Consider the following 14,263-nt stretch of genomic DNA (forward strand, 5'->3'; position numbering starts at 1 on the left):
AGAATTTATAAATCATTCCTCCTATTAATTGGATATGTTAATATATTACCATTTTGGGATAATAATAGATTCATTTAATTCGTAAATGTTTTGATAATTTTTTACGAGGAGTAAGAAAAGGGGAGGGAGCGATCATAGAAAAAAAGTGTAGATTTCGTCAATAGTGACTAATCTACACTTTGAATAGAAGTTATAAATGGTTAAGATGCACCTTTTTTAAGTTTTAATATCAGTTCTTCATCAGGGGTTACGTAAAGGGTTTTTTGTTCGAAGTAAATAACGAAACCTGGTTTTGATCCATTTGGCTTTTTCACTTGCCTAATTTCCGTATAATCAACGGGAACGGAAGAAGAATCTCGCGCTTTACTGAAGTAGGCACTTAATGTAGCTGCTTCGAAAAGCGTTGTTTCATCAGGATCATCCGAATGAATCACTACATGAGACCCTGGAATGTCCTTTGTATGTAACCAAGTATCTGATTTTTTAGCAATTTTGAAAGTTAAATAATCATTTTGCTTATTGTTCTTACCAACAGAAATTAAGATGCCTGTTGAAGAAGTATATTGTTCAGGTGTTGGTTTTGTTGGCTTTTTCTTACGCTTAGATGCTCGCATACGCAGATAACCTTGTTCTGCTAATTCTTCACGGATTTCTTCAATATCAGCCGGTGATGCTTGTTGAACTTGGTTAGATAGCATTTCAAAATAGTGAATTTCCTGTTCTGTTTTCTCGATTTGCTCTTTCACCATAACAAGTGCATTTTTGGCTTTATTATATTTTGTATAGTAGCTTTGTGCATTTTCTACGGGTGTTTTACGTTCGCTAATAGGAATCGTAATTTGTTCACCATCTTCACTGTAATAGTTTGTAACGGTTACTTCTTTCATTCCTTTTTCGAATAAATATAAATTCGACATTAGTAGTTCACCGTAAAGTTGTAACTTATCTAATTTGGAAGCGCGATCTAAATCTTTCTGGAGTTTCTTCATTTTTAGATGAAGTTTATTAATTTCATTTTGTAACCAGCGTTCTAAATCACCTGCTTGTTGTTTCACACGGTCACGTTCTGCCTTAGCAAAAAATGTTCGATCAAGTAAGTTGCTTAAGTCTTTGAATGCAGTTTCGTGACCTGTTAAATGCGTAATTTTAGTAGGTGAAAAGTAACTCTTACCATCTACTTCTATATAAGTTGGGTGGCTACTTGAGACGATTTCCTGAACAAAAGTTCTGAATACAGAAATCGGGTCTTGCTCTTTCCCTAAACGATGTAAAAGCTCTGTTGCATGCATCGGTGAAAAACCACTAAAATAAGAGACAACTTCTTTAGCCGTTCTTTCCTCTTTAAAAAAGTCGATTATTTCACCATCTGTAACAGTTGTTGGTTCCTGTTTATTTTGTGCAGGAGGTGCGATATACTCTTGCCCGGGTAACACTGTACGGTAACTATTCACAGATGGTGGCAAGTGCTTCAAACTATCAATGATACGATTATTTGCTTGATCAATTAAAAGTAGATTACTGTGACGTCCCATGACTTCAATGATCAATTTTCGAACGACAGGATCCCCAATTTCATTTTTACTTTCAATGATGAATGTAATCATACGTTCAAATCCATCATGTGAAATTTCACTAATAAAACCACCTTCTAAATGCTTCCGTAAAAGCATACAAAACATAGGTGGTTCTGCAGGATTTTCAATTGCTTGTTCCGTTAAATGAACACGTGCATAGGAAGGATGAATTGAAAATAATAATTTATGATTTGAACCGTTTGCTCGAATGTGTAATACAACTTCAAGCGCATTTGGTTGGTGAATTTTTGTGATGCGGCCTGTTTTGAGCCCACTAAGCTCATTACACATTGCCACGGTAAATAATCCATCAAATGCCATTGATTTTCCCCACTCTTTCAAAAACTCTTTATTTCGACTAAACATTGTCTAGTTACATCTACTTACATTCAAGGTCGCAGCTCACAATGAACGTGCTCCTTCGTTTATTGTGTCTAGCTTCGGTGGCTAGGCTCTCGCGCACTTCACTTCTTCCGGCGAGGGCAAAAAGCGCCCTCTAGTCAGAAGCTCCGCAGTACAAGGATGTACAAGTGCCGCAAATGCCACAGGACGTGGCGTTTTTTGCGGCCAGTGCGTGAGGCTTACACGATGTGAGTCATGTCGACGATGCAACACGATGTTGCGTTCTCGACGACGTAAGCCTAGGCGAGCCACCTCCGCATTTCTTATATAGTATCATTTTTTTAAAATATATTGCATCTCATCCTACTTTTTTCTATATATAACCGTTAAAAATTCTAAACATGTGATATAATTGGAATAGTATGTTAAGAAAGGTGTGACGAACCTTGGTACGTAGTATGACGGGTTTTGGCAGGGGTGTCACAACTACGAATGACTATCAACTAACGGTTGAAGTTCGTTCTGTGAACCATCGATTTTTAGAAATACATACGAAGTTTCCAAAAGAGTGGCTTGAAGCTGAAATACACGCAAAAAAAATATTGTCCAAATTGTTTAAAAGAGGCAAATTAGACGTTGTCGTGAATCTAAAATCGATGGGGCAAGAGGTAGAAAGTTTTAAAGTCAATTGGCCTCTAATAGAAGCTTATAAAGAAGCGAGAAATGAGCTATGTAAAGCAGTACCAATTGATGAAAAATGGACGATGCATGAAGTGTTTTTATTAGATCAAGCACTCATTCATGAAAAGCAAGAATTATCTCCTGAAGAATTATTAAATGCTGTAGATCAGGCAGTTAGAGAGGCAGCAAAACATTTAGGAGAAATGCGTGAGCGTGAAGGGCAAGAGTTGAAAAATGTATTCTTACAATTTAACTCGGAGCTAAAAACACAAATACAGCTTATTCGTGAATTTTCATCAGAATCCGTTCAAAAACATCGAGAGAAATTAATTGAGCGACTTTCTGAAATAACAAATTCACCTGATATAGATGACCGTATTCTAACCGAAGTAGCCATTTTTGCTGAAAGAATTGATATTTCAGAGGAACTTGACAGATTAGTTAGTCATTTTAGACAATTAGAAGAAACATTAGAAGAAACTAATTCAATTGGGCGAAAGCTCGATTTTTTAATGCAAGAGATGTTACGTGAAATTAATACCATTGGATCGAAAAATCAGTCTACTAGAGCATCTGTTGCCGTTGTTCAAGCAAAAACAGTATTAGAAAAAATGCGTGAACAAGTACAAAATATTGAGTAAAATATCATTACTAAAAAAATGAAAATTTTTTGATGAATAGATCTAAATGTTGTGTTAATCTACATTTTTAGGTTAAATTGCATGAAATGAGGGAGAAGGTGAGAACAATGAGAAAACAAAAAGGATTATTAATTGTTCTATCTGGCCCATCAGGTGTTGGTAAAGGAACAGTACGTAAAGAATTATTTTCACAAGCAGGCACAAATTATGAATACTCCATTTCGATGACAACTCGCGCACCTCGTGAAGGGGAAGTAGATGGTGTAGATTATTTCTTCAAATCACGTGTTGAGTTTGAGGAGCTAATTGAACAAGGTGGCTTACTAGAACATGCTGAATTTGTGGGGAACTATTATGGTACACCACTAGCCTATGTGAATGAAACACTTGAAGCAGGCCGAGATGTTTTCTTAGAAATTGAGGTGCAAGGAGCTGCACAAATTCGAGAAAAGTTGCCAGAAGCGTTATTCATATTTTTAGCTCCACCGAGTCTCTCAGAATTGCAAAACCGTTTAATCGGACGTGGAACTGAAACAGAGGACATCATTCAAAAGCGGATTGCAACAGCTAGGGAAGAACTAGAAATGATGAGTTTATATGATTACGTTGTAGAAAATGACGAGATTCAAAAAGCATGTGATAAAATTAACGCAATTATTGTTGCAGAGCATTGTCGTCGTGAACGTGTAGAAAAAATATATCTGTCTATGTTGAGAGGAGAATAAATCCATGTTATACCCATCAATCGATGCATTAAAGGAAAAAATTGATTCAAAATATTCTTTAGTAAGTCTTGCTTCAAAACGTGCTCGTCAAATGCAAGAAGAAGGTAATGAAAAATTATCTCGTTATGTTTCATACAAACCAGTAGGGAAAGCATTAGAAGAAGTAGCTTCTGGTGCACTTACGAAAGAAAAACAAGATGAGTCTACAGTTTATGAGGACGAAATCTAATTAGGTTGACTTGCTCCACCATTTTTGTTGCTTGACGTAATAAGTTAAGTAGTAATGAATGAAAATATTGAACAAAGTAGCTCCCGGAGAATTTTTCTTTGGGAGCTTATCATTTGAATTAAAGAAAGTGGAATTTTTGGAATTTGAACAGTGTCTAGTTGTGGTGGCTAGGCTCTCGCGTGGCTTCGACTCCTCCTTCGAATCAAAAGAACCTTTATTGAGGAGTCTCCGCAGTACACGGACGTACAAGTGCCGACAATGCACGCGCGTATTGCGTTGTCGACGACGCGAGCCTGAACGAGCCACCTCCACTTTTCTTAGAAAGGGTGAAAGTAAGGATGCATAACAAAAAGATATTACTTTGTGTTTCGGGTGGTATTGCTGTATATAAAGCTGTCGCGCTCGTCAGTAAGCTAAGTCAGGCAGGTGCGAATGTAAAAGTCATCATGACTCAGTCAGCTCAAAAATTTGTAACACCTTTAAGCTTTCAAGTGATGTCCAAAAATGATGTTTATATCGATACGTTTGACGAAAAAGATTCAAGCGTGATTGCACATATTAATTTAGCAGATTGGGCCGATTTAGTGATTGTCGCACCGGCAACAGCAAATGTTTTAGGGAAATTAGCAAATGGTATTGCTGATGACATGGTAACGACCACTTTACTCGCTACAACAAGTCAAGTTTGGTTAGCACCAGCCATGAATGTACATATGTATGATCACCCTGCCGTTAAGCGCAATATTGCTCAATTAGCAGAGGATGGCTATCGTTTTATCGAACCATCTGAAGGGTTTTTAGCATGTGGCTATGTTGGAAAAGGCCGATTAGAAGAGCCAGAAAAAATCACCGAACTTGTGAAAGAGTTTTTTGAAAGTGAAGAGTATAAGCAATGACGTTTCGTATTGCTGAAGTAATTGTAGATGTCGCGGCGTATCCTGTCGATCGGCCATTTGACTATCTCGTTCCTGAACAAATGCAATCGTTAATTGAATGTGGAAGTCGTGTGAAAGTGCCTTTTGGACCGCGAAATGTACTAGGTTTTGTCGTTGGATTAAAGGAAGACACGGATGTTCCAATTGATAAAATAAAAGAAGTCACTAAGCTCATAGATATTGAACCGGTGTTAACAACTGAAATGCTACAATTGGCCAAATGGTTAAAAAATAAAACAATTTGCTTTGAGATTGATGCATTACAAGTAATGTTACCTTCTGCTTTGCGTGCGAAATACGAAAAAATGGTTACATTGCAAACCGATATTGAAAACTTGCCAATTGACTTACAAGAGCATTTTAAAAAAAGTGGGAGAGTAAATTATAAAGTTTTTGAAAAACTTCATCTCCTGCAGACTTTAAAGATGGCAATTTCTCATAAACTCCTTGCGGTAGAATATGTAGTCAAACAACAAGGGAATGTAAAAGAAATTCGTAAAGTAAAAATTGCAGATGATGCGAATCAATTAAATGAAATCTCTGCTCAAATTTCTAACCGTGCAAAAAAACAAAAGTTGCTTGTTGAATGGCTAATACAACATGTCGGCAAAGTGATGGACCCTGAAACCATTTTGACTGAAACAAATTCATCGATGGCTGTGTTACAAGCAGTAATTGATTTAGGTGCAGCAAAATTTGTCCACCAAGAAGTGTATCGTGATCCATTCACAAAAGAAGTTAAGAAAACAACGTCCTTACATTTAACCGATGAACAAACCGTCGCACTTGAAAAAATAACAAGTTCAATGGAAAATAAGCAGCCGGAAACCTTTTTACTCCATGGAGTGACGGGAAGTGGAAAAACTGAGGTTTATTTACAAGCCATACAGCAATGTTTGAATGATGACAAAGAAGCGATTGTCCTTGTTCCTGAAATATCACTTACACCTCAAATGACAGAACGATTTCGCTCTAGATTCGGTGAACTAGTGGCAGTCATGCATAGTGGTTTATCGGTCGGTGAAAAGTATGATGAATGGAGAAAAGTACATGAAGGGAAAGTAAAAGTTGTAGTGGGTGCGCGTTCCGCCATTTTTGCTCCCTTTGATAATGTGGGATTAATCATACTTGATGAAGAACACGAATCGACATATAAGCAGGAAGATTCTCCGAGATACCATGCAAGAGACGTAGCAATTTGGCGAAGTGAATACCATAACTGTCCGGTCCTATTAGGAAGTGCAACTCCATCGCTTGAATCTTATGCCCGTGCTCAGAAAAATGTCTATACTTTATTAACCCTAAAGCAACGCGCTTTAAAACAATCATTACCCACTGTGGAAATTGTTGATATGCGTGAAGAACTGAAAAGTGGAAACCGTTCCATGTTTTCTGAAAAACTAGTTGAATCGATTCGAATTAGACTAGATAAAAAAGAACAAATTGTCCTATTTTTAAATCGACGAGGATATTCTTCATTTGTATTATGTCGCGATTGTGGTACGGTTGTTCAATGTGAAAATTGTGATATATCCCTTACATATCATCGTTCGAATGAAAAATTAAAGTGTCATTATTGCGGATATGAACAACATGTGCCAAGGGAGTGTCCGCAATGTCAAAGCGATCATATACGTTTTTTTGGCACAGGGACACAAAAAGTGGAAGAAGAAATTCTAAAGCTATTTCCTGAGGCAAGAGTCTTGCGAATGGATGTGGATACGACTAGACAAAAGGGAGCTCATGAAAAATTACTTGAATCCTTTGGGGAAGGTCATGCTGATATTTTACTAGGGACTCAAATGATTGCGAAAGGTTTAGATTTTCCAAACATCACACTTGTTGGGGTACTTAGTGCAGACACTTCATTGCATTTACCAGATTATCGTGCTGCTGAAAAGACGTTCCAATTATTAACGCAAGTAGGTGGAAGAGCAGGGCGTAGTGCTTTACCAGGCGAAGTAGTTATTCAATCTTACACACCAGAGCATTATGCAATCGAATTATCAAAAGAGCAACACTATGAACCATTCTATCAACTTGAAATGACAATGCGCCATCAAGCAGGGTACCCACCTTATTATTATTTAGCATTAATTCAAGTATCTCACGAAGATTTAATGATGGCGGCTGAATACGCACAAAAGTCTGTAGATTATTTACGGTCAAATCTATCATTTAATGTGTCTATTATTGGTCCAACCGTTGCTGGAATCAGTCGCCTCCAAAATAGATATCGTTATCAATGTTTGATAAAATACAAAATAGAACCAAAATTGATCCCGACGTTAATGCAATTAATCAAGCTTTACCGTTCCGATTGGATTAAAAAAGGCATTATATTAACAATAGACTTAGACCCTTCAACAATCTAGGGACGAGCGCCTAAGGTAGATATATAGAAAGAGGTTAAACAATGGCAATAAAAGAAGTTGTAAAGCACCCTGCAGCGGTGTTAACACAAAAATGTGAAGAAGTAACCGAAATTAATGAAGACATCATTCAATTATTAGATGATTTATATGACACAATGGTTGAGCATGATGGGGTTGGGATTGCAGCTCCTCAAATTGGTGTACCATTACGAGTGGCAATAGTTGAACTAGGTGAAGAACGAGATGTTCTAGAAATGATCAACCCCACTGTTTTAATAGTAGACGGTAAGGAAGTAGATATCGAAGGATGTTTAAGTTTCCCAGGTCTATTCGGTGAAGTGGAGCGACCAACATACGTGAAAATTGAAGCTTGTGATCGTGAAGGAAGAGTTTATGAATTAGAAGCGGGCAACTTTGATGCTCGTGCCATTTTACATGAAATTGATCATTTAGATGGTGTTTTATTTGACTCGAAAATTATCCGAGTAGTAACCGAAGAAGAATTAGCAGAGATGTACGGCGAGGAGGAATAACGATGACGCGTATTGTTTTTATGGGAACACCACATTTTTCTGTTCCGATTTTGCGTATGTTACACGAAGAAGGATATGACATTTTAGCTGTGGTCACTCAACCAGACCGACCAGTGGGACGAAAAAAAGTCATGACACCTCCTCCTGTTAAAGAAGAAGCTGTGCGCTTAGGATTACCTGTTATTCAACCAGAGAAGCTACGTAATTCAACTGAATTAGATGAAATTATTGAATTGGGCGCGGATTTAATTGTGACAGCTGCCTTTGGTCAAATACTTCCAAAAGTATTATTAGACGCACCACGTTTAGGATGTATCAATGTTCACGCCTCACTTTTACCAAAATATCGCGGTGGTGCACCAATTCATCAATCCATTTTGGATGGTGAATCGAAAACTGGTGTAACCATTATGTATATGGAGGAAAAATTAGACGCGGGCGATATTATTTCACAACAAGAAGTTGAAATCGAAGAAACAGACCATACTGGTAGTATGTTCGAAAAATTAAGTATCATTGGTAGAGATTTATTAAAAGCGACAGTACCATCTATTATTGCTGGTACAAATGAGCGTACGAAACAAGAGGAAGAACAAGCAACTTTTGCACATAATATATCACGAGAGCAAGAACGGATGAATTGGTCAGACGATGCAAGAAAGCTTTACAATCAAGTGCGCGGTCTTCATCCATGGCCAGTTGCCTACACAACTCTCAACGGTGAAAACGTAAAAATCTGGTGGGCACAAGTTGGACAAACTACGACAGAACAGAAGCCTGGAACTGTTGTGGAAATCGGTAAAGATCGATTTGAAATTGCAACAGGAGACGGGAAGACATTAGCCATTCTTGACCTTCAACCATCAGGAAAAAAACGTATGACAGCCGAGGATTACCTGCGAGGTACAGGTTCAAAATTACAGATTGGGGACCTCTTTGAATGACAAAAAAGAAAGTGCAAATATGGAATGGTAACGTTCGAGACGCAGCATTATCCATTTTACTTGCAGTTGATAAAAACCAAGCGTATAGTAACCTACTTCTGCATCAAACAATTGAGAAGTACAAAATTGATCCAAAAGATCGCGCATTATTAACAGAAATTACGTATGGTACGTTGCAGCATAAATTCACATTGGATTATTTTTTAGAACCTTTTATCAGAGGGAAAGTGGACCTCTGGGTAAGATGGCTTTTACGTCTATCTTTATACCAGATGGAATACTTATCAAGAATACCTGCCCATGCAGCGGTGAATGAAGCGGTTGAAATTGCAAAACGTCGTGGACATCAAGGGATTGCTTCGATGGTAAACGGTGTGTTGCGATCTATTTTAAGAAAAGGTGTTCGTTCAGTTGATGAAATCAAAGACCCAATTGAGCGTTTATCCATTGAAACAAGTCATCCACAATGGCTCGTTGCACGCTGGGTAGAGTTTTATGGGTTTGACCATACAAGTGAGATGTTGCGCGAAAATAATGTGCCACCCGTTCAAACGGTGCGTGTCAATACAACGAAAACAACTGTTGACGAAGTATTAGCTCTGCTTGAAGAAGATGGTGTTAAGGCTGAGCAAAGCGACATAATTCCAGAATGTATTTATTTAACGAATGGGCAAGCATCTAGAACAGAAGCATTTAAAAAGGGTTTTATTACAATTCAAGATGAAAGCTCCATGTTACCTGCTAATGTGTTAAATCCACAACCAGGCTGGCGTGTTCTAGATATGTGCGCGGCACCAGGTGGAAAAACAACACATATGGCAGAAAAAATGAATAATAATGGGTCCATTTTAGCAACAGATCTTCATCCACATAAATTAGATTTAATTGATGAAAATGTGGAGCGTCTAGGTCTTGAAATCATTCAAACAGCACCAATTGACGGACGAAAAGCCGCATCTTTTTTACAGGAAGAATCTTTTGATGCCGTACTTGTGGATGCACCGTGTTCAGGGTTAGGCGTTATGCGTCGTAAACCAGATATAAAATACACAAAACGAGAAGAAGATTTAGAAAGTCTTCATTCAATACAACTAGAACTACTGGAAAATGCAGTGAAAGTATTAAAACCAGGTGGTCGTCTCGTATATAGTACATGTACGGTTGATAAAGTGGAAAATGAAGGAACAGTTAATGATTTTTTAACAACCCATCCAGAAATGGAACTTGTTCCAATTGAACATTTACCAACACAGTTAATTGAAAAACAACAAAATGGAATGTTACAAGTTTTTCCCCAAGACTTTGGAAGTGATGGCTTCTTTGTAGCGGCATTTTGCAAAAAAAGCGTCTAACCTCTCCTAAGAGAGACCTCGCTTAAATAGACATCGAAAAAGGAGAATCCAACCAATCATGGAGGATAAAAAATTAGAACGTATATTAGATTTAGTTGAACATGTAGAAGAAAAAGAACCCCGTCGTCAGAAGAAGGAAAAGCCAAATTTAAAAGAATCCATTTATTCATTACGATTAGATGAATTACAAGAGTGGTTAAAAGAAAATGGTGAAAAACCTTTCCGTGCGGCGCAAATCTTTGAATGGTTATATGAAAAACGAGTAAAAACATTTGAAGAAATGTCAAACCTTTCAAAAGGATTACGTGAAAAATTAAATGAGAATTTTGCACTTACAACTCTTTCAACAATTATTTCACAAGAGTCGAAAGATGGCACAATTAAATTCCTATTCCAATTACAAGATGGGTACTCAATTGAAACAGTTTTAATGCGTCATGATTACGGAAATTCTGTTTGTGTAACAACACAAGTTGGTTGCCGTATTGGATGTACTTTTTGTGCATCTACACTAGGGGGATTAAAACGCCACTTACTTGCTGGTGAAATTGTTGAGCAAGTAGTAAAAGTACAACAAGCTTTAGATGAAGTAGACCAACGCGTATCCCATGTTGTAATCATGGGGATTGGTGAACCGTTCGATAACTATGATTCAATGATGAATTTCCTAAAAGTGATTAACCATGAAAAAGGTTTAAACATTGGGGCTCGTCATATCACAGTTTCAACTTCAGGGATTATCCCAAAAATCTATCAATTTGCTGATGAGCAATTACAAATTAACTTTGCTTTATCATTACATGCACCAAACCAAGAATTACGTCAACAGTTAATGCCAATTGCAAAAGCTTATAAACTTGATAAATTAATGGAAGCCATTCGTTATTACACAGATAAAACAGGTCGTCGTGTAAGTTTTGAGTACGGATTATTTGGTGGAGAAAATGATTCTGTTGAACATGCAGAAGAACTATCGAAATTAATTAAAGGAATTAAATGTCATGTTAATTTAATTCCAGTTAACTATGTACCTGAGCGTAACTATGTACGTACACCACGTAATCAAATTTTTGCTTTTGAAAAAGTATTGAAAAAGAATGGAATTAATGTAACCATTCGACGCGAACACGGGTCAGATATTGATGCGGCTTGTGGTCAATTACGAGCGAAAGAGAGAGCACAAGAAACGAGGTGATCACTGTGAAGTATACAATTGAAAGTGATATCGGGAAAAAACGTGCGGTAAATGAAGATCGGGTTGCCTTTATAGAGCGACCCGATCGTTATAAACTTGCCATTTTAGCAGATGGCATGGGTGGCCATAATGCAGGAGATGTTGCAAGTGAAATGGCCATTGAAGAAATGAAAAATCATTTTTTAAAAGCAGATCCTGAAAATTTTCATTCTTTGCGTGAAAAGAAAGATTGGATGTTTGATGTCATCACCGACTTAAATGAAAAAATATATCAACATTCTCTAACAAACAAAAACTGTGAAGGAATGGGGACAACATTAATCGCTGTATTAATAGATGGCTTAAATTGTTTAATAAGCCATATCGGTGATAGTCGAGTTTACAATTTTACTACAGAGAAGATTGAGCTTGTTACGAGAGATCATTCATATGTCAATATATTGATTGAAAATGGAGAAATAAGTGAAGAAGAAGCTGTTAATCATCCGCAGAAAAACTTCATTGTTAAGGCGATTGGGACAGAGCCAACAATCGAACCTGATTTTTACGAATTAAATCTAAATGAAACTTCCTACTTACTCATTTGTTCCGACGGGTTAAGTAATAAATTGTCAACAGATGAAATGGCAGCAATCATAACACTCCCAATGTCTATTTCAGATAAGGGGAAAAAGCTAATTCAATTAGCAAATGATAGCGGAGGAGAAGATAATATTTCGATCATTTTATTATCAACAAAAGATAAGGAGGTGTAACAATGCTAATAGGAAAACGTATTAATGATCGGTATAAAATATTGCAACTCATTGGTGGCGGTGGAATGTCCAATGTATATTTAGCATATGACATGATATTAAACCGTGAAGTTGCTATTAAAATTTTACGTTACGATGCAGCAAACGAAGAAGAATTTCACCGTAGATTCCAACGAGAAGCCTTATCTGCAACAAGCCTAACACATCCGAATATTGTCAGTATCTATGATGTCGATGAAGACGATGATATGCACTATATCGTGATGGAATATGTTAAAGGCAAAACGTTGAAGCAATACATAAATGAGTTTTCGCCTTTGTCGCCTGCTCGAAGTATTCACATAATGAAACAACTTACTTCTGCCATTGCACATGCGCACGAAAACCACATTATCCACCGTGATATTAAGCCACAGAACGTCTTAGTTGATCAGGAAGGAAATTTAAAAGTTACCGACTTTGGGATTGCGACCACATCAAGTGCAACAAGCTATACGAAAACTAATTCTGTGATTGGGACAGTCCATTACTTATCTCCCGAACAGGCACGTGGTGGAATTGCAACGAAGAAATCAGATATCTATGCTCTAGGTATTGTATTATATGAATTATTGACTGGTGAACTCCCGTTTTCGGGGGAGTCAGCGGTATCGATTGCATTAAAGCATCTACAAGCTGAGACGCCATCAGTTAGAGCCTTTGATGCCAATATCCCACAAGCACTTGAAAATGTAGTGTTAAAAGCGACTGCTAAAAATGAAGCACACCGGTATGACTCTGTAGAAGAAATGCAAGAAGATTTAGATACTGTTTTGTCACCAAGTCGCTCAAATGAACATAAATTTATGCCACCTGTTGACGATGATGCAACAAAAGCAATACCAATAATCAAAGACCGTATGCCAGTTAATGAAATTGCTAATACAAAGGTATTGGCGTCCTCTACTGGTAAGAAACCTAAAGATAAATCATCAACAGGTAAAGAAAAATCAGAAAAGACTGTCAAGAAAAGAAGTCGAAAAAAGATTGCCGCCATTATTACAGCAACTATAGCGATTATCATACTTTTGATGATATTACTGTTTAATTTGTTGAGTCCGAAAACAATTGAAATTCCAGATGTTGCAAATATGGAACCAGAAGAGGCAAAAGAAACCCTAGAAAAGGCAGGTTTTGTCATTGGAAAAGAACGAGAGCAGAATTCTGATGACGTAGAAGAGGGGCTGGTCATTAAGACGGATCCAAAAGCTGGTTTGACCCGTGTTGAAGGGACAAAAATTAATTTAATCATCAGTATTGGCAATGAAGAAATTGAAATGGATGATTATATCGGACAAGGAATTGATCAGGTAACAACGGTTTTAAATAACATGGATTTTAAAGATATCGAGCTTGAATACGAGCATTCCGATCAACCTGCTGGAACGATTATTGGCCAATCTCCTGAAGCTGGTGAAAAGGTTGTAGCAGAAGATACAACTGTGACCTTAACAATTAGTGAGGGAGTCCGATATGTGACAGTACCTGATTTAAATGGATTTAATCAAACGGCGATTAGTGAATATGAGCGGAATACAGGCCTAAATATCGAAGTGTCAAGTGAAGAACATTCAGACACAGTTCCTGCTGGCAGTGTGATTTCTCAAGATCCCCATGCAAATGCTCAAGTTCAAGAAGGGGGAACTGTTAAAGTTGTTCTCTCTAAAGGGCCAGCACCAAAACAAGTGAAAATGTATGTTAATTCCATTGTGATCCCTTATGAACCAATTGAATTAGGTGTACCCCAGGTTGTTGAAATTTATATTGAAGATAAAAACAGGCGAATGTCAGAACCAGTTGAAACAATTGAAATTACAGAGGATTATACGTACAAAATTCAATTAGAAATTGAAGAAGGACAAAAAGCAGCATACCGAATTGTCCGTGATTCGATGGAAATTTCAAAAGCAACGATTTCCTACGATGAACTCAAGGAATAAGGA

General features: G+C 37.3%; 11 protein-coding genes and 1 pseudogene. 11 read left to right on the forward strand and 1 reads right to left on the reverse strand.

Annotated elements, in window-relative coordinates; translation table 11 throughout:
• Positions 1–200 precede the first annotated feature (200 nt).
• Positions 201–1,895 carry an Rqc2 family fibronectin-binding protein gene (locus JOD29_RS07640; protein ID WP_124764067.1) on the reverse strand — a complete coding sequence of 565 codons (1,695 nt, stop codon included), beginning with the start codon at positions 1,893–1,895 and terminating at the stop codon, positions 201–203.
• A 467-nt stretch (positions 1,896–2,362) separates the two neighbouring features.
• Between JOD29_RS07640 and JOD29_RS07645 the strand changes: the two genes are divergently transcribed.
• The 11 genes and pseudogenes from JOD29_RS07645 to pknB all read left to right on the forward strand — a co-directional run bounded on the left by JOD29_RS07645 (position 2,363) and on the right by pknB (position 14,260).
• Positions 2,363–3,238 (forward strand): YicC/YloC family endoribonuclease, encoded by an 876-nt coding sequence (locus tag JOD29_RS07645; protein ID WP_124764066.1) that lies wholly within the window; start codon positions 2,363–2,365, stop codon positions 3,236–3,238.
• A gap of 107 nt (positions 3,239–3,345) precedes the next feature.
• Positions 3,346–3,963, forward strand: a complete 618-nt coding sequence (gmk, locus tag JOD29_RS07650) for a guanylate kinase (RefSeq protein WP_124764065.1) — start codon at positions 3,346–3,348, stop codon at positions 3,961–3,963.
• Positions 3,964–3,967: 4 nt separating this feature from the next.
• Complete coding sequence (rpoZ, locus tag JOD29_RS07655; protein WP_124764064.1) at positions 3,968–4,192, forward strand: DNA-directed RNA polymerase subunit omega; 225 nt, start codon at positions 3,968–3,970, stop codon at positions 4,190–4,192.
• 338 nt (positions 4,193–4,530) lie between these two features.
• Positions 4,531–5,073, forward strand: a pseudogene (gene coaBC, locus JOD29_RS07660) (bifunctional phosphopantothenoylcysteine decarboxylase/phosphopantothenate--cysteine ligase CoaBC); the annotation flags it as partial.
• Positions 5,074–5,084: 11 nt separating this feature from the next.
• Positions 5,085–7,502: a primosomal protein N' gene (gene priA / locus JOD29_RS07665; protein WP_124764062.1), complete on the forward strand. Its 2,418-nt coding sequence runs from the start codon at positions 5,085–5,087 to the stop codon at positions 7,500–7,502.
• Between the two features lie 41 nt (positions 7,503–7,543).
• Positions 7,544–8,035 carry a peptide deformylase gene (gene def, locus JOD29_RS07670; RefSeq protein WP_124764061.1) on the forward strand — a complete coding sequence of 164 codons (492 nt, stop codon included), beginning with the start codon at positions 7,544–7,546 and terminating at the stop codon, positions 8,033–8,035.
• Positions 8,036–8,037: 2 nt separating this feature from the next.
• On the forward strand, positions 8,038–8,979 hold the full coding sequence (gene fmt / locus JOD29_RS07675) for a methionyl-tRNA formyltransferase (RefSeq protein ID WP_124764060.1): 942 nt from the start codon (positions 8,038–8,040) through the stop codon (positions 8,977–8,979).
• Complete coding sequence (rsmB, locus tag JOD29_RS07680; RefSeq protein WP_124764059.1) at positions 8,976–10,331, forward strand: 16S rRNA (cytosine(967)-C(5))-methyltransferase RsmB; 1,356 nt, start codon at positions 8,976–8,978, stop codon at positions 10,329–10,331. Before fmt ends, rsmB begins: the two co-directional genes overlap by 4 nt.
• A gap of 58 nt (positions 10,332–10,389) precedes the next feature.
• Positions 10,390–11,526 carry a dual-specificity RNA methyltransferase RlmN gene (gene rlmN, locus JOD29_RS07685; protein ID WP_124764058.1) on the forward strand — a complete coding sequence of 379 codons (1,137 nt, stop codon included), beginning with the start codon at positions 10,390–10,392 and terminating at the stop codon, positions 11,524–11,526.
• A gap of 5 nt (positions 11,527–11,531) precedes the next feature.
• Entirely contained in the window at positions 11,532–12,281 is a 750-nt protein-coding gene (locus JOD29_RS07690) for a Stp1/IreP family PP2C-type Ser/Thr phosphatase (protein ID WP_124764057.1), read from the forward strand.
• 2 nt (positions 12,282–12,283) lie between these two features.
• Positions 12,284–14,260, forward strand: a complete 1,977-nt coding sequence (gene pknB, locus JOD29_RS07695) for a Stk1 family PASTA domain-containing Ser/Thr kinase (protein WP_124764056.1) — start codon at positions 12,284–12,286, stop codon at positions 14,258–14,260.
• The last annotated feature ends 3 nt before the right edge of the window (positions 14,261–14,263 follow it).

The organism is Lysinibacillus composti, assembly GCF_016908465.1.
GTDB classification, from domain to species: domain Bacteria; phylum Bacillota; class Bacilli; order Bacillales_A; family Planococcaceae; genus Ureibacillus; species Ureibacillus composti_A.

What these genes read in the sequence shown, in the direction of transcription:
- JOD29_RS07640 (WP_124764067.1), bottom strand. Translation starts at nt 1,895, where the DNA reads ATGGCATTTGATGGATTATTTACCGTGGCAATGTGTAATGAGCTTAGT.
- gmk (WP_124764065.1), top strand. Translation starts at nt 3,346, where the DNA reads ATGAGAAAACAAAAAGGATTATTAATTGTTCTATCTGGCCCATCAGGT.
- rpoZ (WP_124764064.1), top strand. Translation starts at nt 3,968, where the DNA reads ATGTTATACCCATCAATCGATGCATTAAAGGAAAAAATTGATTCAAAA.
- priA (WP_124764062.1), top strand. Translation starts at nt 5,085, where the DNA reads ATGACGTTTCGTATTGCTGAAGTAATTGTAGATGTCGCGGCGTATCCT.
- def (WP_124764061.1), top strand. Translation starts at nt 7,544, where the DNA reads ATGGCAATAAAAGAAGTTGTAAAGCACCCTGCAGCGGTGTTAACACAA.
- fmt (WP_124764060.1), top strand. Translation starts at nt 8,038, where the DNA reads ATGACGCGTATTGTTTTTATGGGAACACCACATTTTTCTGTTCCGATT.
- rsmB (WP_124764059.1), top strand. Translation starts at nt 8,976, where the DNA reads ATGACAAAAAAGAAAGTGCAAATATGGAATGGTAACGTTCGAGACGCA.
- rlmN (WP_124764058.1), top strand. Translation starts at nt 10,390, where the DNA reads ATGGAGGATAAAAAATTAGAACGTATATTAGATTTAGTTGAACATGTA.
- pknB (WP_124764056.1), top strand. Translation starts at nt 12,284, where the DNA reads ATGCTAATAGGAAAACGTATTAATGATCGGTATAAAATATTGCAACTC.